The sequence below is a fragment of the Autumnicola aciditolerans genome (assembly GCF_041679265.1).
Lineage (GTDB): Bacteria > Bacteroidota > Bacteroidia > Flavobacteriales > Flavobacteriaceae > Autumnicola.
On record NZ_JBGFSM010000012.1, the window covers coordinates 117,021 to 137,235 of the forward strand.

A 20,215-nucleotide genomic window follows, 5' to 3' on the forward strand; every position below is an offset into this window, starting at 1 on the left:
TTCAAGAAAAAATGGAGTAAAATTTTAACCTTTACATATATTTGTACCTATAAAAGTATTTATACATGTCATTTTCAGATTTATTTGGCTCCGGAGAGCATTTACGTAACTTAAGTCATTTTGCTGCCATTGTAAACCTGGCGGCTGTGGACGGCGAGATTAACCCAAGGGAAGAAGCTATGCTTGCCCGCTTTGCCAGAAAATTAGACATAAGTGAAGATGAGTATGCCCGGGTAATTGAAAAACCCAATTCTTTCCCCATTACTGCGTCCCACAGCGTGGAAAAGAGGCTGGAGCGCCTGCATGATCTTTTTAGAATTATTTATGCCGATCATGAAATGGATGATGAAGAAGCCGAAATGATTAAACGCTATGCCATTGGCCTTGGTTTTTCCGGCGAAGCTGCAGATGGGATTATAAAAAGATCTATTGAAATTTTTAGCGGGCAGCTGAATTTTGAAGATTACCGGTATCTTCTAAATAAGTAAATCAGTTAGTATTCCGCATAAATTCTTCAGCTTTATCTACTATTTTTTTGCTTCCGCAGAAAAAAGGCGTACGCTGGTGAAGTTCCTGTGGCTGGATATCCAAAATCCTGCTGAAGCCATTACTGGCCTTCCCGCCGGCCTGTTATTGGTTTTTATGGTTTGCCTGCCAAGAATATTTAAACAGCTAATTTACTACAAGGTTTTCGCTGTTAATATCTTGTTATCTTTAAAACCTCGATCAACTACAAAAAAGAAGAAGCTATAAATGGATATTAAAATTAGAAAAGCGGCAAGGGAAGATATGCCGCACGTACTGGAACTAATAAAGGAACTGGCTGTTTTTGAAAAAGAACCGGAAGCCGTTATTATTGATGCGGAAGACCTTAAACGGGACGGCTTTGGGGAAAATCCCTTGTTTACCTGTTTTGTAGCTCAAGTTGAAGGAAAAATAGAAGGCATGGCACTTATTTATTTTCGCTATTCTACCTGGAAAGGCAAAACCGTGCACCTGGAAGACCTTATTGTAAGGGAAGCCATGCGTGGCAAAGGCCTGGGAAATGCACTTTACAGCAAAGTGATTGAATATGCCAGCGAAAAAGGAGTAAAAAGAACCGAATGGGTGGTATTGGACTGGAACAAAAATGCCGTGGATTTTTATGAACGCAGCGGTGCCACGGTTTTCAGAGACTGGTGGACCGTGCAAATGGATGAAGCGGGCATGAAAAAATTTATTGAACGCGCCTCCCGCTCTTAATTTAAAAATTTGAATAAATTACAGAAAAAAAGGAAATGGATTATAAAATACGTGAAGCGAGAAAAGAAGACATGCCGGCAGTGCTGGAGCTAATAAAGGAACTTGCCGCATACGAAAATGCTTCAGATGAAGTGGAAATAAGAATTGAAGACCTGGAAAAAGAAGGCTTTGAACATGGAAATTTTAAATGTTTTGTAGCCGATGTTGAAGGGAAAATAGAAGGAATGGCGCTGGTTTATTTCCGCTTTTCCACCTGGAAAGGAAGAACGGTGCATCTTGAAGATTTAATTGTAAGGGAATCTATGCGTGGCACCGGGCTTGGAGGAGCACTGTACAAAAGAGTGGTGCAATATGGCTATGAAAATGGCGTGCGCCGGGTGGAATGGGTGGTTTCTGAAGGAAATAAAAATGCCATAGAATTTTACGAAAATACCGGAGCCGATATTAAGAAAAACTGGTACACCGTACACATGAACGAAACCGGGATCAAAAAAAATATTGGAGATAAAAAATGAAAGTCTTCAAATTTGGAGGAGCCTCGGTAAAGGACGCTGAAGGAGTCAGAAATTTGTTAAACGTACTCAACAAAACCGGAAACAGCAATTTGCTCATCGTGGTTTCGGCAATGGGGAAAACCACCAACGCCCTGGAAGAAGTGGTGGAAGCTTATCTGAAAAACGGGAATTTCAGGGAAAAGCTTAACCTAATCAGGAATTTTCACCAGGCAATTATCAGCAAGCTTTTTCCGGAAGGAAGGGAAGAAATTTCAGGAAAAACAGAAGTAATTTTCACCACTCTTGAAAATTTTTTGGAGCACAACAAATCTTCCAAATACGATTTTGTATATGACCAGATCGTGAGTTACGGCGAACTGCTTTCCACCACTATTGTTAGCGGTTTCCTGGAGAAATCTGGTGTCCCTAATAAGTGGCTGGATGTTCGTGAGCTTATAAAAACAGATGCTACTTACCGCGATGCACAGGTAAACTGGGAAGAGACACAATATGAAATTCAGAAAAACATCAATCCAAATCTTTTAACGATCACGCAGGGGTTTATTGGGTCCGATACCAATAATTTTACCACCACCCTTGGCCGTGAAGGCAGTGATTATACCGCGGCTATTTTTGCCTATTGCCTAAATGCCGAGAGTGTGAGCATCTGGAAAGATGTTCCCGGCGTGCTGAACGGGGATCCCCGTGTTTTTCAAAAAACGCAGCTGCTGGAACAAATCTCGTATGAAGAAGCCATAGAACTGGCATTTTACGGCGCTTCTGTTATTCATCCAAAGACCCTTCAGCCTTTACAGAGAAAAGAAATTCCGCTATACGTAAAATCTTTTTTACATCCTGAAGATCCGGGAACAGCGGTTAGCAGGGGCCGGCATTTAATTCCGCAGGTACCATGTTTCATTGTAAAGAAAAACCAGGTGCTTATTTCGCTGTCTTCCCTGGATTTTTCTTTTATGGTGGAAGAAAACATAAGTGACATTTTCAGGCTTTTTCATTTATACCAAATAAAGGTGGACCTTATTCAAAACTCGGCGATTAGTTTTTCGGTGTGTGTGGACAATAAGTTCAACAACCTGGAAAAATTGATGCAACATCTCAGGGCGCGGTTTAAAGTAGAATTTACCAAATACGTTTCGCTCTACACCATCAGGCATTTTGATGAAAAGGCCATAAAATCGCTGGAAAAAGACAAAGAAGTGCTGCTTAAACAGCTTACCCATAACACCGTGCAAATGGTGACCAGGGAAAGCAAATAATAGTGTATTTAATTATCTTTGTTTAGTATAAACCTCAACCATGGGAATAGTAAGCGCAAAGGAAGTTGCCAAAGTAATGAATCTTCAAAAATTTGGCTTTGCAGGCACCTCTATGGGCTGGATGATCCTGCAAACCACCAAACTTTCGCGGCTGAACAAAGAGTACGAAAAAAGGAAAAATCTTGAGGGAATAGATTTTATAGATTCTATTCTGAAAGGTTTTGAAATAGATTTTGAAATTCCTGAAAAAGACCTGAAGCGCATTCCGGCCAAAGGGCCTTTTATCACCATTTCCAATCATCCCCTTGGAGGAATAGACGGGATGATCCTGATGAAAATAATGCTTAAGCAGCGCAAAGATTATAAGATTATCGCCAATTTCCTGCTGCAAAGACTGGACCCGTTGCGGCCTTATATTATGCCGGTGAATCCTTTTGAAAATCATAAAGAAGCCAAATCAAGTTTAAGCGGAATAAAAGCTGCCTTCGCACACCTAAATGAAGGTTTTCCTTTGGGAATTTTCCCGGCGGGAGAAGTTTCCACCTACCGGGATCACAAAATGATAGTGGACAAGCCCTGGGAGCCGGCAGCCATGAAAATTATTCAGAAGGCAAAAGTCCCGGTAATCCCAGTTTATTTTCATGCCAAAAACAGCACCTTTTTCTACAGGCTGGCTTCTATGAGCGATATTTTGAGAACCGCCAAACTGCCCAGTGAAATGCTTTCTCAGAAAAAGAGAAAAATAAAGGTAAGAATTGGCAACCCAATTGCTGTAGAAGAACAGGCACGGCACGAGAACCTGGAGGCTTTTACCGCATTTTTACGCCGAAAAACCTATATGCTGGCCAATGTTTTTGAAAAAAAGAACATTTTCGAAAAGATCCCAAAGAGCCTGAAACTGCCAAAAGTACCCAAGAAAATTGCCTTGGAAACAAACGAATCTTTAATGGAAGCCGAAATTGAGGCTTGCAGAAGAATGGATAAGCGGCTGCTGGAAAGCAAAAATTATGAAGTTTTCCTGGCAAAAAAGGAAGTTATTCCCAACATCCTTAACGAAATTGGCCGTTTACGGGAGATCACTTTTAGAGCTATTGGAGAAGGCACCAATAATCCCACAGACCTTGATAATTTTGATGAATATTATTACCATCTTTTTCTGTGGGACAATGAGGCTAAAAAAATTGCCGGGGCATACCGCATGGGTATGGGCGCTGAAATCTATAAAAATTATGGCATCACCGGGTTTTACCTTCAGGACCTGTTTAGGTTTGAACCGGAACTGCATAAAATGATGAGCGAATCCATAGAAATGGGCCGTGCTTTTATCATAAAAGAATACCAGCAAAAACCAATGCCGCTCTTTTTGCTTTGGAAGGGCATTGTGCATTGCACTTTGCGTTTTCCCGAGCATAATTATCTTATTGGAGGGGTAAGTATCAGCAATAAATTCTCAAATTTCTCCAAATCGCTGATGATTGAATTTATGAAATCCCATTATTACGATCCTTACGTAGCACAATATGTAAGACCGAAAAAAGAATTTAAAGTAAAGCTGAAAGACGGGGATAAAGATTTTGTGTTTGATGCCAGCCAGGCCGATCTAAACAAATTCGATAAGATTATTGATGAAATTGAACCGGAAAGCCTTCGCCTGCCGGTTCTTATAAAAAAATATATCAAACAGAACGCGAAAGTGGTGGCTTTTAATGTGGATCCCCTCTTTAACAATGCCATAGATGGATTGATGTACATTCGCATTGCGGACCTTCCGGAAAGTACCGTTAAACCTGTACTGGAAGAATTGCAGAGAGAACTTGAAGCAGGAAATCACAGCGCACATCCAGGTTGATAAAATGCCGTTAATTTCTTGTTATTACGTATTTTCATTTAGGAAAGCCTGTAATTCATTATTATCTTAGAAAAACTCAAAAAAGAGATCAATTATGGAAAATATTCTTATAGCCGGGGCTACCGGCCACACAGGTAAAAGAGTTATTGAAATCCTGAACAGCACAGAAAATTTTTCCCCTGTGGCTTTAATTAGAAAAGAAGAGCAGCGGCAGATTTTTGAAGACATGGGAGTGGAAAGCATCCTGGCCGATCTTGAAGGAGAGCTGGACCATACCATGCAGGGCATAGATAAAGTTATTTTTGCCGCGGGTTCCGGAAGTAAAACCGGCCCTGAAAAAACCACCGCGGTAGATCAAAATGGGGCAATTAAACTTATTGACGCTGCTAAAAACGCCAGGGTGAAAAAGTTTATTATGCTTAGCGCCATGGGCACCGATAAGCCTGAACAAAGTAAAGATCTTGAGCATTATTTAAAAGCCAAGAAAGCGGCCGATGACCATTTAAGGGAGAGCGGCATTCCCTTTACCATTGTACAACCCGGCTCGCTAACAGATGATATGGGGCTGGCCAAAGTAAAGGTAGCTGAAAAGCTTAATGAGCGTGGTGAAATTTCCCGTGATGATGTAGCATTTCTCCTGGTAATGTGCCTTGCAGATCCCCTGGCAAAAAACATGTCTTTTGAAGCTTTGGAAGGAGAACAGTCTATTAAATCTGCCATTATTGAACTAAGCAGATTAGGATAAGAACAAAAACCTCACAGGTACTGAAACTTGTGAGGTTTTATTTTTTATTGCTCAAGAAAGGCTTTATCTATTGGCTGCCATAATTCAATTTTATTGCCTTCGGGATCCATAACCCAGCCAAATTTCCCGTAGCTGTGAGACTCCATTTCTCCTACAACCTCTACCCCTTCAGCTTTAAGAGTTTCCAGAAGTTCCTCCAGGTTCTCCACCCTGTAATTTATCATAAATGGCTTTTCTGAAGGTTTATAGTATTGGGTATCCTCACCCATAGGACTCCATTGCGTGGAACAGTCCTTACCTTCAGCATCTTTCCACCAAAAGGTGGAACCCCATTGATCGGTATTTAGGCCCAGATGTTTGGAATACCAGTTTTTAGTTGCTGCGGGGTCTTTAGACTTAAAGAAAATCCCGCCAATTCCGGTCACTCTTTTTTTCATCTTATTAATTTAATGATTATCTCTTTCTCCCCGCCCATATTTATCTATAATTTTAGAGGCGATAACACTGGCAAGGCGTTCATGAGATTCTACCGTCCACCCTGCAACATGGGGGCTCAGGATTACATTTGGCAAAAACATTAATTCCCGCATGGCTTCCGGCAAGGGTTCCGCAGCGCTTATGGCGACTTTCTCTTTATTAGAAAAAAGGCTTTCAAAAGAAGATTTTTCATATTCCAGCACATCCAGGCCGGCACCCAGCACCCGGCCATCTTTAAGAGCGGCTACAAGATCTGCCGTTACCACGTTTTTGCCGCGGGCGGTATTGATAAACCAGAACGGCTTTTTAAATTTTGCTATAAAATCTTTATTGATCATTTGATGGGTTTCTTCCGTCCACGGGGTGTGCAGGCTCACCACATCTGCCTTTTCACAAAATTCCTCAAGGCTTACCTGCTTTGCATTTTCATCCCCCACATTTTCCTTTATGTCGTAGCACAAAACTTCGGCATCAAAACCACGCAATTTTCTCGCGAAAGCTTTTCCCATATTTCCATAACCAATAATTCCCACCGTCCTGCCATCCAGTTCTATCCCGCGGTTCTCTTCCCTGTGCCAGAGCCCTTCCTTCACTTCCTTATCGGCTTTATTCAGCTTATTAAAAAGGGAAAGCAACATTCCCAGGCTATGTTCTCCCACGGCATTCCTGTTGCCTTCAGGAGCAGAGAAAAGCGTGATCCCGTTTTTTTCAGCATAAGGCACATCTATGTTTTCCAGGCCGGCCCCCACCCGGGCGATAAATTTTAAATTTGGGGCGGCATCTATAAATTCTTTGTCAATAGTATAACGGCTTCTAATCACAATACCATCATATAAATGCTGATTTTGAAGGGTTTCTTCCCGGCTTTGCTCGTATCCTTCAATATTATGGTGTCCGGCCGCAGCCAGTTGTTTCATTAAAGTAGGGTGATTGGTATCTGCGTGTAAAATGATCATTTTCTGAATTTATTTTTAATAAATATTGATTTGGTTAATTTGATGTGCATCCGTGATAAAACATCAAATTCCCAGCTTCTGAAATAAAATCTTCAAAAACCGGAATAAAACGTGAACGAAAAAATGTAATAAAGGAGACAGCGAAAACCGCTATTTTTGAAATTTGTTGCTGAAAGCTTATAGTTTTCATGTTCAACGAATGCATCGAATGACACAAAGTTAACAAATGAAACCAAAAAAATGAAGCTAATCACCCGAACTAAAACCCCAGGATCGCTTTTGCTATGAGAAAATAGGTCAAAATCCCGAAAACATCATTACTGGTAGTAATAAAAGGGCCGGTAGCCACAGCAGGATCAATATTGTTCTTATCCAGAATAATAGGAATAAAAGTGCCAATTAACGCTGCCAGAAGAATAACCGAAATAAGGGCAATGCCAATACTCACAGATTCGGTATAAGAAGTTCCGAAGAAATACGTGCTAATGGCAAAAACAATGAGCGCAATAGAAATCCCGTTCACCAGCGCCAGGGAGGCTTCTTTGGCAAGCCGGCCCCAGATATGCCCTTTAAGGCTGCCGTTGGCAAGCCCCTGCACTACAATCGCACTGGACTGCACCCCAACATTACCAGCCGTAGCCTGGATAAGCGGCACAAAAATGAGCAATTTTGGAAACAGCTGCATTATAGTGGAAAATCCTGAAATTATACTCGCTGCACCCAGGCCCCCAAACATACCAATAAGCAGCCATGGCAGCCGGGCGCGGGTTTGCTTGAAGATATTAGAATCGGCTTCCACATCTTCAGAAATACCTGCGGCCATCTGGTAATCCCTTTCTGCCTCTTCCCTTATAAAATCAACAATATCATCAATAGTTACCCTACCCACCAGGCGGCCCATTTCATCTACCACAGGAATAGCTTCCAGGTCATATTTTTGCATTACCCGGGCCACTTCCTCGCCATCGGTATGCACGCTTACATAATCTACCTGCGGAATATACACATCGCTGATATTGGCATTGCTGGGAGCGGTAAGCAGGTCTTTTAGGGAAAGCCGGCCCTTGAGTTTATCTTTATTGTCCACCACATAAATGGAATGTACGCGGGTCACATTTTCGGCCTGTTTGCGCATCTCGGTCATACAGCCGGTAACGCTCCAGTTTTCGTTGACCTTTACCAGTTCCTTCGCCATTAAGCCCCCTGCGGAATCTTCGTCATATCGCAATAATTCCACGATATGATCTGCATGTTCCTCATCGTTAATTTCTGCAATTACGTTTTGCTGGCGTTCCAATGGAAGTTCAGAAATGATATCTGCCGCATCATCGGTATCCATTTCCTGCAGCTCATCGGCAATTTCCCGGGAAGATAAGGTTTCCAGGATGCGTTCCCTTACGCCGGTGTCCAGCTCCATAAGAGCTTCCGCCGTTTTCTGGCTGTCCAGTACCTTTACCAGGTAAGTGGCCTGTTCCAGGTCCAGTTCCGTAAGAATTTCAGCAATATCAGCGTGGTGCACGTCTTCAAGATGCAACAGCAATTCCTCATCGTTGTGGTTCTCGATAAGGTATTTTATTTTTTCAATTAATTCATCGCTGATTTGAAATTGCATACGGCTGAATTTTTAAGGTCAATTCAATAAAAGCCTCTGTACTTAACTGCTCCGGCCTTTGCCCAAAGATAGTATCTTCGCGTACATTATCTGGCAAATTGAAGCTTTTTAAACTATTCCTTAACGTTTTACGGCGTTGCCCGAAAGCGGTTTTCACGATTCTAAAAAAAAGGCGTTCCTCACAGGCTAATTTGATATTTTCCTTTCGCCTTAACCGCAACACCCCGCTGTCTACTTTGGGTGGCGGATTAAATACCGAAGGCGGCACGGTAAAAAGATATTCTGCCTCATAGAAAGCCTGGGTAAGCACAGAGAGGATGCCGTAGGTTTTATTTCCTTCTTTTTCACAAATTCGCTGAGCGACCTCTTTTTGAAACATTCCGGAAAATTCAGGGACCAGGTGGCGGTTTTCCAAAACTTTAAAAACGATCTGTGAAGAAATATTATAGGGAAAATTGCCAGTTACGGCATATTGTTCTTCTTTAAAAATTTCTGAAAAATTATATTTCAAAAAATCCTGTTCGTGGATGCGGCCGTGAAGATTGGGATAATTTTCATGGAGATAGGCCACACTTTCGGTGTCAATTTCCACTACATGAACCTCGGCATCCTTTTTAAGGAGGTATTTTGTTAATACTCCCATGCCCGGCCCTATTTCCAATACTTTGGAATACCCGGAATAACCAAGCGTGCCGGCAATTTTTTCAGCTATACTTTCATCGGTTAAAAAGTGCTGGCCCAGATGTTTTTTTGCTTTTACGGCTCCTTCCTCCTGTTGCGCACTTTTCTCCCATTTTCCCTTTTTGGAAAAACTTTTCTTTTTTTTCTTCATGTAACCTGTTTTCCTTTCTACTGAAGGGATTAAGAAATTACTGCTCGCTTATCACTTCCAGCTCTGTCCTGAAACTTACCACCTTTTCTCCGAAAACCGAGGATTTTTGGCGAAGTTCTTCAGCGTTTTGCTCATAATATTTCTGAAGCATTTCCCTGCTTTCGGCAGTATACTGTACAGAATAGGTGATACCACCCATGGGTTCCTGCACCATTACCCGCGTCATTAAAGCTTTTTTGAACTTTTTGGTGGCGAGCATTGCAGGGATATGTTCCTTTTTCATCCATTCCAGCCATTCTTCGTGAATTCCTTCCTGAACATTTGCAGTTACGTTGTAGATATACATGGTTTCTTGTTTTGCTGCCCCAAAGTTAAGCAGAAGATTTCTTTCAGGCACCCAAACGTAATTCGGACGCATTATTCAATGTCATCGCCCCGCAGGCTTCGGAAATTTTTACGGGCATCTACAAAATAGATACTGTCGGCGAAATTAAAAATAATCTGCTCGTAGTAATTTTTTGCCTTTTCAGGTTCATTTAAATAATTAGCATACAATTCTGCCAGGAAGAAATTGGCATTATCGGCCAGAATATCATCGTTATATTCATTAATAATTTGCAGGTAATTAGATTCTGCCTGGCGGTATTCTTTATTTTTCTCGTGGAGTTTGGCAAGTTTCAGCAGGACCTCATCTTCAATTTTTTCCCCTTTATGAGCACTTAATATCTCCTGCAGTACTTTTATAGCTTCGGAATCCTTCTGCTGAAAAGCCAGTAAATCTGCTTTTGCATATTGCTTTAGGGCGGCCTGGGTAGAATCTTCAGTTGAATTATCTTCAATAAGAAGGCTTAATTCCATAGCGTCATTGGCGATAAGCTGCGAGGTGGAAGATTTTAAAACATCCAGCTGGGTTTTCGCCCAGTCAAAATCACCTTTATAATAACTGGTTTTGGCAACCTTGAAGCGGGCGTTCTGCGAAAATTCGTCATTTTTAACCAGCTTCTGGATTTGGGAATAATAGATTAGCGCTTCATTAAACTTTTCTTCCATCACCAGGATATCAGCCAGCGCCATTTTTACCTGGGCTTTGTCAAATTCAGAATTGACTTTTTGTTCCAGTTCTTTTAGCAAAGCAGCTGCCTTTTCGTTTTCATTTTTTTTAAAAGCCAGAAAATTAGCATAATCCAGCTGCAGGGAAAGGGTATTTACGCCATACCCAAAACGCAGGAGCAAATCCTGGAATTTTTGATCGATCTCCTCATATTCCTTTTTTGAAGCGGTTTCAAGTTCCAGGTTTAAAAGCAGCTGATTTGCCCTAAGCACCAGGTTTTCTGAAGGGGCCTCTTCAATAACATAAGCGATAATTTCTTTTGAAGTCTCGGGATCCCCATTCTCCCTGGCGATAATGGCAAGATTAATAATGCCCTGCAAACCGCCATTCCCGCGGCGGTAAATCGCCTTTTCTTGGGAAAAAGCTTTCCCATATTCTTTTTGCTGAATAAAAAGCCAGCTGAGCATCTGGTTATAAAGCAGGCCGGGATTCTCCTGCAGTTTCTTCAATAACAATTTACGAAAAATCAGGTTGGCTTCTGAAGTGGCATCCTCAGAAACATACCGGCTAAACTCCCTGCTGGCAATGCTAAACAACTGCGGATCGGCTTCAATTAAATCCAGGTAATTGCTAAACATGGCTTCTGTTTCACCCTGCTCCCCATAAATCCTGGCCAGCTGCAGGTTGTAATTTTGTTCGGGATTTAACTCCATGGACCTTTCATAAGCCCGGGCGGCATATTCCAGAAGATTATATTTTTCAAAACTGCGGGCTATGGAATAGGCGTAATTAGGACGTGCTTCAATCACTTCTAAAGCTTCCTCATAAAATTGCGCTGATTTTTCCTGATTTCCTTTCAGTTCAAAATTATGCCCAAGATCTATAAGAATTGCCGGGTTGTTGGCTGTATTCTGCAATTTTTCATACAACAGGCTCTCCGCCTTTTCAAAATTTTCCAGTTGCTGATAAGAAGAAACCACCCTATCGAAAATCACGGGATTAGAAGGATTTTTATCGAGTAACTGCCTGTAAATTTTCAGCGCTTTTTCAAATTCCCCCTGCTCAAAAAAGTTCCTGGCCAATTGCTCCGACTGCGCCAGCAGGGAAAAATTAGCGGCTATAAAAAAACAAATGCTAAGTATAAAACGCATGAGGTAAAGATAATAATTTGCAATGTTCTTTAGTATGAATCAAGCCAATACATTTTTAAGATTCCTGCGGGAACACCTCATTTTTATCACTTTTCAGTTCGTTAAAATCATTATAATGTTTAATATTCACACTAAGTCATTAAACAAAATATTTATCTTTAAAAGAAAAAGATGAATCCAAACAGCAACAAGAAGAAAGACGAAAACCGGGACGAGGTAATTTTAAACGACCAGCATAGTGATGGCGTGCATTTTAATGAGGAAGTGCTCAAAGCAAAAAAAGCGGAGGGAGAAAAGGAAGAAAAAAGGAAAAAGAAAGCGAATAACCCGGACAGGAAAGAAGATTAGGTTTTTTCAGCTTAGACCTAAAAAGGAGGATTTCAACAAAATGAATCCCTCCTTTTTACTTTTTATCTTAATTAATCATCTCAAATCCTGTATAGGGAACAAGCACTTCCGGAATTTTGATTCCTTCAGGGGTTTGGTAATTTTCCAGAATTCCTGCCAGAACCCGCGGCAGGGCGAGTGCACTTCCGTTCAAGGTATGTACGAGCTGCTTGTTATTTTCAGCATCTTTATAACGCAATTTTAACCGATTGGCCTGGAAGGTTTCAAAATTGGAAACCGAACTTATTTCCAGCCAGCGATCCTGGGCGGTAGAAAATACCTCAAAATCATAAGTCATCGCTGAAGTAAAACCAAGGTCTCCCCCGCAAAGCCTTAAAATACGGTAAGGCAATTGGAGTTCCTTCAGCAAAGTTTTTACGTGCTCCACCATTCCGTCTAAAGCAGCATAGGAATTTTCAGGTTTTTCAATACGTACCAGCTCCACTTTATCAAACTGGTGCAAACGGTTGAGTCCGCGCACATGGGCGCCGTAGGAACCGGCCTCTCTTCTAAAACAGGGCGTATAGCCGGTACAGGTGATGGGAAAGTCCTTTTCGGCTAAAAGATTATCGCGGTACATATTGGTTATAGGTACTTCTGCCGTGGGGATCATATAAAAATCGTCTGCCGTGATGTGGTACATTTGGCCTTCCTTATCTGGCAGCTGGCCAGTCCCGTAACCTGAAGCCTCATTAACCATTAGCGGCAACTGGAATTCGATATAACCGGCTTCCACCGCTTTATCAAGAAAATAAGTAATTAGCGCACGCTGTAACCTGGCACCTTTTCCTTTATAAACCGGAAAACCGGCGCCGGTGATTTTATTCCCCAGCTCAAAATCTATAATATCATATTTCTTGGCCAGCTCCCAGTGAGGTAATGCACCTTCAGCTAGCTTAGGTATTTCCCCTTCTTTATAAACTTCTTCATTGTCTTCTTCTGAAGCGCCCGCAGGTACTTTTTCATGCGGAATATTTGGAATGGTATATAAATGCTTTTCCATTTCCACGATGGTATTGGCCAGCAATTCAGAATAATTTTTTGAATTTTCCTTAAGCCTCCCGGTTTTTTCCTTTAAAAGATTGGCCTTTTGTTTTTCCCCGTTTTTAAATAACTGCCCGATTTCCTTGGAAAGCTTATTGGACTCGGCCAGGGTATTATCAAGTTTGGTTTGGGTGGAGCGGCGCATTTCATCCAGCTGAAGGATTTCATCAAAAATCTGCTGCGCGTCGAAATTCCTCTTTTTCAAAGCCTGAATATAAGCTTCTTTATGCTCACGAATGTTGCTTACTTGTAACATAGGTCCAAATTATTTAAAATACCGGGTTAATATTTTTGAAGGGCAAATGTAACAAAAGAGCTGCTATTTTGCAGGGAAAGAATGTTTGGATTGTAAGGGAAAAATCAATTAGTATCCTTGAAGCATGTTAGATGGATTTTCATTTAATACTGAAAAGACCCCTCCGCCTTCGGCACCTCCCCTTAAAAAAAGGGGAGGAACATTTTTCTACGTTGACGCTGGCGCTATAATTACCCCATTCTTCTGGACCTTCTCTTAAAAAAAGGAACATTTACTCCTTATTGATGCTGCCGCGGTTCTCCGGACCTCCTTTTAAAAAGGGGAGGAACACTTTTCTACGTTGACACTAGCACTATAATTACCCCGTTCTTCGGGACCTTCTCTTAAAGAGAGGAACAGTGATGTTTCGTTGATGCTCCCGCTGATTGTTTTAAAAATATCACCCCTCCGCCTTCGGCACCTCCCCTTGAAAAGGGGAGGAACACTTTTCTACGTTGACGCTGGCGCTATAATGCCCAGTTCTTCGGGACCTTCTCTTAAGAAAACAAGGAACATTCACTCCCCTTTGAAGCTACTACGGTTCTCCGGACCTCCTTTAAAAAGGGGAGGAACATTTTTCTACATTGACGCTGGCGCTATAATTACCCCATTCTTCGGGACCTTTTCTTAAAAAAACAAGGAACATTCACTCCCCTTTGAAGCTACTACGGTTCTCCGGACCTCCTTTGAAAAAAGGGGAGGAACACTTTTCTACGTTGGCACTGGCGCTATAATTACCCCATTCTTCGGGACCTTCTCTTAAAAAAAGGAACATTCACTCCTTATTGATGCTGCCGCGGTTCTCCGGACCTCCTTTTAAAAAGGGGAGGAACACTTTTCTACGTTGACACTGGCGCTATAATTACCCCATTCTTCGGGACCTTCTCTTAAAAAAAGGAACATTTACTCCTTATTGATGCTGCCGCGGTTCTTCAGGGCCTCCTTTTAAAAAGGGGAGGAACATTTTTCTACGTTGACGCTGGCGCTATAATTACCCCATTCTTCTGGACCTTCTCTTAAAAAAACAAGGAACATTTACTCCCCTTTGAAGCTACTACGGTTCTCCGGACCTCCTTTTAAAAAGGGGAAGAACATTTTTCTACGTTGACACTGGCGCTATAATTACCCCGTTCTTCGGGACCTTCTCTTAAAAACAAGGACCATTTTACTCCTAATTGATGCTGCCGCGGTTCTTCAGGGCCTCCTTTTAAAAAGGGGAGAAACATTTTTCTACGTTGACACTGGCGCTATAATTACCCCATTCTTCGGGACCTCTCCTTAAAGAGAGGAACAGTGATGTTTCGTTGATGCTCCCGCTGATTGTTTTAAAAATATCACCCCTCCGCCTTCGGCACCTCCCCTTGAAAAGGGGAGGAACATTTTGTACAATAATTAAACACTAACTAATCTTCCTTATCAGGTTCAGAAGGTAATATCCAACTATTGTGAGTGAAGTGGTTCCATTTAGCTTTGGCCATATCTACTTTTGGATCAATAAAAGGCTTGTAAGGGCCACCGTTTACGCTTACTTTGGAATCTATATAGACTTCTACTTCCTTACCTTCTTCAGCATATTTTTTCTCCAGGAACTGCGCGAACTGCCAGAGCAAATCTGGCTTTGTATTGATGGAATTTTGTTGTTTACGGCTTAGAAAATTGTTCTTACCCACATAAATGGTATCGGTGGTTCCTTTTTCCACCACTTTAAACTGGCTGCGGCCGCCTTTGGAACGCAACATCATTCGCCAGCTTAGCCGGTGCCCTTCTTCAGTCCACAGCACGTCATCAGGGAAAAACCAGTGCCTTAAAGGCAGCGAAATCTGGATTATAAACCAACAGGCCAAAACTGCAATTAAGGGCTTGCGATAAGAAGGTAGTATAATTTCCCCTTTATCGTAGTGCGGTTTTTTCTTCCGAAGAAACCATTTGTTAACCTTTTCCGTAGGAAAGAAGAAAATAATAAAGGCCAGCGAGAGGTATGGAAAAATGCCGATATGAAAAATAAAACTATTAAAAAGATGGAAAAAAATCGCCAGTAAAAAAGCCGGCAGCCTCGTCCTTCTCCATAATAAAAGCGGGATAATAAGCAGGTCAAAACACAGCCCAAACCAGGTAATCGCGTATCGTATCCATTCCTGCTGAAGGAACTCGCCCACCAGCCAGTAATTTCTTTTACTCTTCATTAATATTGCCGGCATGGTACCGTCCAGCCAGTCCGGGTAAAGTTTGGCGACTGAAGCATAGGTGTACACAATCCATAACTGCGCTACAATTACCAGCCAGATCCAGCGTGGCATGGAGATTTCCCTGATCTTCGGGTTTTGCCTTGCATCTATGGAAAGCCAGCGGTGCGCGGGAAGAAACAACATGATAATGCACAGCAGCATGAGCAGATAATAGTGATTGTTATACGAGGTCTTCTGCATTAAATAAACGCAGGACCACATTATGCCATAGCAAAACATACTGAAGCGATACTTAAAGCCCAGCATCACAAAAACCCCAAAAAGCCCCATCAGGCCATAATACCAGAGCATCAGGTTGCCGGGCAAAGGCTGCAGGAAATCAAAACCTATAAAATTGAAAGTGAATTCCGGCGGATCTATAAGAGTGCGCTGTACCCAGCCGGAGAAAATGGCGCCCCAGGCTTCCACGGTAATCAATAAGCCAAACATGACCCGGAAAACCACCAGGGCCGAGTTATCTATATGCTTAAAAAGCCACCTATTCAGCATAATTATCACGAAGGTATTGGCGGGAAAAAGCTTCGTCCTGCTTCATGGCAATTTTCAGGGATTCTACCGAATCAAATTTCTTTTCATCCCGAATACGCACCAGCAGCGCTATTTGCAGCTTCTTTCCATATAAATCCTCATTGAGATCAAAGAAATAAGTTTCTATGGTCTGCTCTTCCCCTCCCACAGTAGGATTGGTGCCAATATTCATCATCCCGAAGAAAGTTTTCCCGTCTATAAGCGATTTTACCACGTAAACACCATTTTTAGGAATCAGCTTATAGTCTTCTTTAACCTGTAGGTTGGCCGTTGGATATTCAAATTCTTTTCCCAGGCCACGGCCTTTAATTACCGTACCTGTTAAGGTAAAAGGATGCTTTAGGTAGGCATTGGCCTTTTCTACCCTACCCTCGTCCAGGGCATTTCTTATTTTAGTAGAACTCACCGCAACCTCTTCTACTTCTTCTTTGCTGATTTCTTCCACTTCAAAGCGAAATTCTTCCCCAAATTTTTTAAGGTCATCGATGTTTGCCGTGCGGTTACGGCCAAAACGATGATCGTACCCGATAATTACCTTTTTAGCCTTAAGCTTATTTACCAGGATATCGCGCACAAATTCCCTTGCGGAAAGCCGGGAAAACTGTTGTGTGAAAGGATGAATAATAAGATGATCTACTCCTGTGGTTTCAAGGAATTGTTTTCGCTCCGCAATGGTATTGATGAGTTTTAAGCCGCTTTCTTTTTGCAACACCATGCGTGGATGGGGAAAAAAAGTAAGAATAGCCGACTCCAGATTACCGGCTTTAGCCGAATTGACCAACCTTTCAATAATCTTTTGATGCCCGGCATGTACACCGTCAAAAGTTCCTATGGTTACCGCGGTGGAATATTCACTGCTAAACGCGTTAGCTCCCTCGTGTTCTTTCAAAGTCAGCTTTATTTTCCGTTAAAATTATTCATTGTATTTGAAACCCCGGCAGTGCCAAAAGATTTTATAAGTTCTGCCGATTTCTTCAATCTTTCCGGCAGCTTTTTTTCTTCCTCTTCGGTCCACTCCCCCAGCACATAATCTATCTGCTGCCCTTTGGAAAACTCATCGCTTATGCCGAAGCGGAACCGGTTATACTTAGTGGTATTCAGCACATTTTGAATATCTTTTAATCCATTATGGCCGCCATCACTCCCTTTGGTTTTTAACCGAAGAGTCCCAAAGGCTAAGTTAAGATCATCGGTAACCACGAGCAGGTTTTCAGGATTAATTTTTTCTTTATTCATCCAGTAATTTACCGCCTTCCCGCTAAGGTTCATGTAAGTGGAAGGTTTCAGCAAAATAAAAGTACGGCCTTTAAATTTGAACTGCGCAATATCCCCCAGCCTGTCTGTGGTAAAACTGATTTCTTCCTGCACAGCCAATTGATCCAAAATTTTGAATCCTATATTATGCCTGGTATTCTCATATTTTGGCCCAATATTTCCGAGGCCGGCAATTAAAAATTTCTTCATTGGATCTATTTCCTCCTTTGGTATTTTCCTGTTTAATATTCTTCCGAAGAAAGACAGCATGAGATTTTTTATTAGGAAGATAAAATTAAAAAAATTCTCCGGCCTTTCTGTGTTTGTTCAGAGTTTGTTGTTTGAAGTTTTGTAGGTTACGGATTGCCTTACGAGAAAACTTCTACCCTGCTACATTTAACCTCGAGTACACTACTAAAAACTTTCATTTACCGGATCAATTACCTAACTGCTAACTTCTCTTCCTTCACTTAACCCTTCTCTCTTTAACTCCTTACCTCTTTACCTTAATTTTAATGAATTAAAAAAGCATCCCGATTTTCGGAAGGACCGAAAAAAGGAATGCTCTCTATAATTTCAAAAAAATAGTTGCCTATTCTTTGTTTTCTGCTTCGTCTACTTCAGTAGCCGGTACATCATCTGCTGCTACTTCGTCTTCATCTTCTTCCTCTTCATCAAGGGCGATAATGTTACGTGAAGTTCTCACCTGGCAGATCACCGTATTATCGGGATGCTGAATTTTATACTTGTCGCTTTCTACGGCAGTCACATAAAGTTTCTGGCCAATTTTAAGCTTGGCAACATCTGCCACAATATAATCTGGAAGGTCTCCCGGAAGTCCTTTCACTCTTAAACGACGAAGGTTGTATCTTAGAACCCCTCCGTTTTTAACTCCGCGTGGAATACCTTCGGTATGAATTGGGATTTCCATTGAAATTGGAGTGTCTTCAAAGATTTCATAGAAATCCATGTGAAGGATGGCATCGGTTACCGGGTGAAACTGTATATCCTGAAGAACAGCATTATACTTCTTCCCGTCTGCCAGTTTAATTTCCACCGTATGAACGTCTGGAGTGTACACTAAATTCTGGAATGCAATTTCCTCGGCAGCAAAGTGTAAAGGCTCCTGACCTCCACCGTACAATACGCAAGGAACCTGTCCAGCATTACGTAGGGCTTTAGTTGACTTTTTGCCCACGCTTTCTCTTTTAGATCCGTTGATCGTAATTGATTTCATTATTGATAATTTTTAGGCTGCAAAAGTAATTCTTTTTTCGGTTCTATAAAAAGTTTAAAGTTTAAAGTTTGGCTTGCGGAGTTCGGAGACTGTAGGCTGTAGGCGTTAGGCTTTAGGCTTTAGGCTTTAGGCGTTAGGCTGTAGGCTTTAGGCTTTAGGCTTTAGGCAAAAAATGAATATTTTCAATGATGAAATTTGAATTTTGAATTACTTTCTGAAAAAATAATCTAACTTAAAAACAACCACCCCGGCCTGCGGCCACTCTTCCCATGGGGCATTCGGGCCGGCTCTCCCTGAAAAGTTGGGGAGCTTTGTTTTCTGCAAACCTTTCTTTTCAACTTATTTCTAAGTTTTAATAGACAGCAGGTTGCAGAGCAACTTCTTTCTCCTTCAAACTAAGTACTTCTTACTTCAAACCTCTACTTCGTACTTCTAACTTCGCACCTCGTACTTCTAATTACATTATAAATTTAGAACTAATAGAACGGTTGCTATGTACACGGTTCATAACATCGGCAAATAAATCGGCGCAGCTTACCACTTTTATTTTCCTGCTGTCCTTTTTTAAAGGAATGGAATCGGTAACAATTAATTCCTGCAGTTTAGATTTTTCAACCCGTTCATAAGCCTCTCCCGAGAGCACAGGGTGAGTACAGATTGCCCGCACACTTAAAGCCCCTCTTTCTATCATAAGATTGGCTGCCTTTGTTAAAGTACCCGCAGTGTCTACCATATCATCCACCAGCACTACATTTTTCCCTTCCACATTTCCAATTAGTTCCATATGGGAGATCACGTTAGCTTTGGCGCGTTGTTTATAACAAATCACCACGTCACTTTCCAAAGCTTTAGAATAGGCATAAGCTCTTTTAGAACCTCCCATATCTGGGGATGCGATAGTAAGATTCTCCAGATTCAGGTTTCTGAGATAAGGCAGGAAAACAGTGGAGGCAAAGAGATGATCCACGGGTTTTTCAAAAAAGCCCTGGATCTGGTCTGCGTGTAAATCCATGGTAATAATACGGGTGGCGCCTGCAGTTTCCAGGATACTGGCTATCATTTTGGCCGCGATAGGCACCCTGGGTTTATCTTTCCTGTCTTGCCTGGCCCAGCCAAAATAAGGCATTACCGCGGTGATATGCCTGGCAGAAGCCCTCTTGGCGGCATCCAGCATAAGCAGCATTTCCATAAGATGATCTGCTCCGGGATGAGTGGAACCTATGATAAAAACCCTGGACCCTCTAACCGATTCTTCAAAGGAAGGCTGAAATTCGCCATCACTGTAGGTGGAAGTGATTACCTTACCAAGCTTACTGCCGTAGGCAGCGGCTATTTTTTCGGCGAGTTCGCGGCTTTGGGTGCAATTAAATATTTTAGCATCTGCTGTAGTAGTGGTGGCCATGGAAGTTGTGTTGTGATTATGCGAGCGTAAATATAGTTGATATCCCGCAGAAGGCAAATTTTAGTAGTGAGTAGTGAGTAGTGAGTAGTGAGTAGTGAGTAGTGAGTAGTGAGTAGTGAGTAGTGAGTAGTGAGTAGTG

At 41.9% G+C, this 20,215-nt stretch carries 19 protein-coding genes and 1 pseudogene; 7 read left to right on the top strand and 13 right to left on the bottom strand.

The genetic code is table 11. The annotated features are described in order from the left end of the window. Window positions 1-65 precede the first annotated feature (65 nt). Window positions 66-488: a TerB family tellurite resistance protein gene (locus AB8M93_RS13660; RefSeq protein ID WP_373058598.1), complete on the top strand. Its 423-nt coding sequence runs from the start codon at window positions 66-68 to the stop codon at window positions 486-488. 1 nt (window position 489) lies between these two features. Here AB8M93_RS13660 and AB8M93_RS13665 read toward each other — a convergent pair. Further along, window positions 490-630: pseudogene (locus tag AB8M93_RS13665) on the bottom strand (class 1 fructose-bisphosphatase); the annotation flags it as partial. 123 nt (window positions 631-753) lie between these two features. Here AB8M93_RS13665 and AB8M93_RS13670 point away from each other — a divergent pair. The 5 genes from AB8M93_RS13670 (at window position 754) to AB8M93_RS13690 (ending at window position 5,604) form a co-directional block, all read left to right on the top strand. Continuing rightward, a complete protein-coding gene (locus tag AB8M93_RS13670; RefSeq protein ID WP_373058600.1) occupies window positions 754-1,242 on the top strand; it encodes a GNAT family N-acetyltransferase in 489 nt (162 codons plus the stop codon). A gap of 35 nt (window positions 1,243-1,277) precedes the next feature. Beyond that, window positions 1,278-1,757: a GNAT family N-acetyltransferase gene (locus AB8M93_RS13675; RefSeq protein ID WP_373058602.1), complete on the top strand. Its 480-nt coding sequence runs from the start codon at window positions 1,278-1,280 to the stop codon at window positions 1,755-1,757. Further along, window positions 1,754-3,010, top strand: a complete 1,257-nt coding sequence (locus tag AB8M93_RS13680; protein ID WP_373058604.1) for an aspartate kinase — start codon at window positions 1,754-1,756, stop codon at window positions 3,008-3,010. The genes AB8M93_RS13675 and AB8M93_RS13680 overlap by 4 nt, the downstream gene beginning before the upstream one ends. Before the next feature lie 40 nt (window positions 3,011-3,050). Then, window positions 3,051-4,859, top strand: a complete 1,809-nt coding sequence (locus AB8M93_RS13685) for a GNAT family N-acyltransferase (RefSeq protein WP_373058606.1) — start codon at window positions 3,051-3,053, stop codon at window positions 4,857-4,859. A gap of 94 nt (window positions 4,860-4,953) precedes the next feature. Continuing rightward, window positions 4,954-5,604 (top strand): SDR family oxidoreductase, encoded by a 651-nt coding sequence (locus AB8M93_RS13690; RefSeq protein ID WP_373058608.1) that lies wholly within the window; start codon window positions 4,954-4,956, stop codon window positions 5,602-5,604. Window positions 5,605-5,648: 44 nt separating this feature from the next. Here the strand turns inward: AB8M93_RS13690 and AB8M93_RS13695 are convergent, their stop codons facing one another. The 6 genes from AB8M93_RS13695 to AB8M93_RS13720 all read right to left on the bottom strand — a co-directional run bounded on the left by AB8M93_RS13695 (window position 5,649) and on the right by AB8M93_RS13720 (window position 11,683). Further along, window positions 5,649-6,041, bottom strand: coding sequence for a VOC family protein (locus tag AB8M93_RS13695; RefSeq protein ID WP_373058610.1), 393 nt, complete (start codon window positions 6,039-6,041; stop codon window positions 5,649-5,651). Window positions 6,042-6,050: 9 nt separating this feature from the next. After that, the gene (locus tag AB8M93_RS13700; RefSeq protein WP_373058612.1) at window positions 6,051-7,037 is read right to left on the bottom strand and encodes a 2-hydroxyacid dehydrogenase; all 987 of its coding nucleotides are present in this window, start codon (window positions 7,035-7,037) and stop codon (window positions 6,051-6,053) included. A gap of 259 nt (window positions 7,038-7,296) precedes the next feature. Next, window positions 7,297-8,649 carry a magnesium transporter gene (gene mgtE / locus AB8M93_RS13705; RefSeq protein ID WP_373058614.1) on the bottom strand — a complete coding sequence of 451 codons (1,353 nt, stop codon included), beginning with the start codon at window positions 8,647-8,649 and terminating at the stop codon, window positions 7,297-7,299. Continuing rightward, window positions 8,627-9,481, bottom strand: a complete 855-nt coding sequence (gene rsmA, locus AB8M93_RS13710; protein ID WP_373058616.1) for a 16S rRNA (adenine(1518)-N(6)/adenine(1519)-N(6))-dimethyltransferase RsmA — start codon at window positions 9,479-9,481, stop codon at window positions 8,627-8,629. Before rsmA ends, mgtE begins: the two co-directional genes overlap by 23 nt. A 37-nt stretch (window positions 9,482-9,518) precedes the next feature. Then, window positions 9,519-9,827, bottom strand: a complete 309-nt coding sequence (locus AB8M93_RS13715) for a DUF4286 family protein (RefSeq protein WP_373058644.1) — start codon at window positions 9,825-9,827, stop codon at window positions 9,519-9,521. A gap of 71 nt (window positions 9,828-9,898) precedes the next feature. After that, window positions 9,899-11,683 (bottom strand): tetratricopeptide repeat protein, encoded by a 1,785-nt coding sequence (locus tag AB8M93_RS13720; RefSeq protein WP_373058618.1) that lies wholly within the window; start codon window positions 11,681-11,683, stop codon window positions 9,899-9,901. Between the two features lie 171 nt (window positions 11,684-11,854). On the opposite strand from AB8M93_RS13720, the gene AB8M93_RS13725 reads away from it, so the two are divergent. After that, window positions 11,855-12,031, top strand: coding sequence for a hypothetical protein (locus AB8M93_RS13725; protein WP_373058620.1), 177 nt, complete (start codon window positions 11,855-11,857; stop codon window positions 12,029-12,031). A 67-nt stretch (window positions 12,032-12,098) separates the two neighbouring features. On the opposite strand, the gene serS is transcribed toward AB8M93_RS13725, so the two are convergent. The 6 genes from serS to AB8M93_RS13755 form a co-directional block, all read right to left on the bottom strand. Next, window positions 12,099-13,370, bottom strand: a complete 1,272-nt coding sequence (gene serS / locus AB8M93_RS13730) for a serine--tRNA ligase (protein WP_373058622.1) — start codon at window positions 13,368-13,370, stop codon at window positions 12,099-12,101. 1,442 nt (window positions 13,371-14,812) lie between these two features. After that, window positions 14,813-16,144: an HTTM domain-containing protein gene (locus AB8M93_RS13735; RefSeq protein WP_373058624.1), complete on the bottom strand. Its 1,332-nt coding sequence runs from the start codon at window positions 16,142-16,144 to the stop codon at window positions 14,813-14,815. Then, on the bottom strand, window positions 16,134-17,072 hold the full coding sequence (locus AB8M93_RS13740; protein ID WP_373058626.1) for a bifunctional riboflavin kinase/FAD synthetase: 939 nt from the start codon (window positions 17,070-17,072) through the stop codon (window positions 16,134-16,136). Before AB8M93_RS13740 ends, AB8M93_RS13735 begins: the two co-directional genes overlap by 11 nt. Window positions 17,073-17,080: 8 nt before the next feature. After that, on the bottom strand, window positions 17,081-17,707 hold the full coding sequence (pth, locus tag AB8M93_RS13745; protein WP_373058628.1) for an aminoacyl-tRNA hydrolase: 627 nt from the start codon (window positions 17,705-17,707) through the stop codon (window positions 17,081-17,083). A 322-nt stretch (window positions 17,708-18,029) separates the two neighbouring features. Beyond that, a complete protein-coding gene (locus AB8M93_RS13750) occupies window positions 18,030-18,674 on the bottom strand; it encodes a 50S ribosomal protein L25/general stress protein Ctc (RefSeq protein ID WP_373058630.1) in 645 nt (214 codons plus the stop codon). Window positions 18,675-19,131: 457 nt separating this feature from the next. Further along, entirely contained in the window at window positions 19,132-20,076 is a 945-nt protein-coding gene (locus tag AB8M93_RS13755) for a ribose-phosphate pyrophosphokinase (protein ID WP_373058632.1), read from the bottom strand. Between the last annotated feature and the right edge of the window lie 139 nt (window positions 20,077-20,215).

Coding starts and splice junctions, on each gene's coding strand:
- AB8M93_RS13750 (WP_373058630.1), bottom strand. CDS start 18,674: ATGAAATCAATTACGATCAACGGATCTAAAAGAGAAAGCGTGGGCAAA.
- AB8M93_RS13700 (WP_373058612.1), bottom strand. CDS start 7,037: ATGATCATTTTACACGCAGATACCAATCACCCTACTTTAATGAAACAA.
- AB8M93_RS13680 (WP_373058604.1), top strand. CDS start 1,754: ATGAAAGTCTTCAAATTTGGAGGAGCCTCGGTAAAGGACGCTGAAGGA.
- AB8M93_RS13660 (WP_373058598.1), top strand. CDS start 66: ATGTCATTTTCAGATTTATTTGGCTCCGGAGAGCATTTACGTAACTTA.
- pth (WP_373058628.1), bottom strand. CDS start 17,707: ATGCTGTCTTTCTTCGGAAGAATATTAAACAGGAAAATACCAAAGGAG.
- AB8M93_RS13725 (WP_373058620.1), top strand. CDS start 11,855: ATGAATCCAAACAGCAACAAGAAGAAAGACGAAAACCGGGACGAGGTA.
- AB8M93_RS13670 (WP_373058600.1), top strand. CDS start 754: ATGGATATTAAAATTAGAAAAGCGGCAAGGGAAGATATGCCGCACGTA.
- AB8M93_RS13715 (WP_373058644.1), bottom strand. CDS start 9,827: ATGTATATCTACAACGTAACTGCAAATGTTCAGGAAGGAATTCACGAA.
- AB8M93_RS13735 (WP_373058624.1), bottom strand. CDS start 16,144: ATGCTGAATAGGTGGCTTTTTAAGCATATAGATAACTCGGCCCTGGTG.
- AB8M93_RS13685 (WP_373058606.1), top strand. CDS start 3,051: ATGGGAATAGTAAGCGCAAAGGAAGTTGCCAAAGTAATGAATCTTCAA.
- AB8M93_RS13755 (WP_373058632.1), bottom strand. CDS start 20,076: ATGGCCACCACTACTACAGCAGATGCTAAAATATTTAATTGCACCCAA.
- AB8M93_RS13690 (WP_373058608.1), top strand. CDS start 4,954: ATGGAAAATATTCTTATAGCCGGGGCTACCGGCCACACAGGTAAAAGA.
- AB8M93_RS13675 (WP_373058602.1), top strand. CDS start 1,278: ATGGATTATAAAATACGTGAAGCGAGAAAAGAAGACATGCCGGCAGTG.
- rsmA (WP_373058616.1), bottom strand. CDS start 9,481: ATGAAGAAAAAAAAGAAAAGTTTTTCCAAAAAGGGAAAATGGGAGAAA.
- mgtE (WP_373058614.1), bottom strand. CDS start 8,649: ATGCAATTTCAAATCAGCGATGAATTAATTGAAAAAATAAAATACCTT.
- AB8M93_RS13695 (WP_373058610.1), bottom strand. CDS start 6,041: ATGAAAAAAAGAGTGACCGGAATTGGCGGGATTTTCTTTAAGTCTAAA.
- serS (WP_373058622.1), bottom strand. CDS start 13,370: ATGTTACAAGTAAGCAACATTCGTGAGCATAAAGAAGCTTATATTCAG.
- AB8M93_RS13720 (WP_373058618.1), bottom strand. CDS start 11,683: ATGCGTTTTATACTTAGCATTTGTTTTTTTATAGCCGCTAATTTTTCC.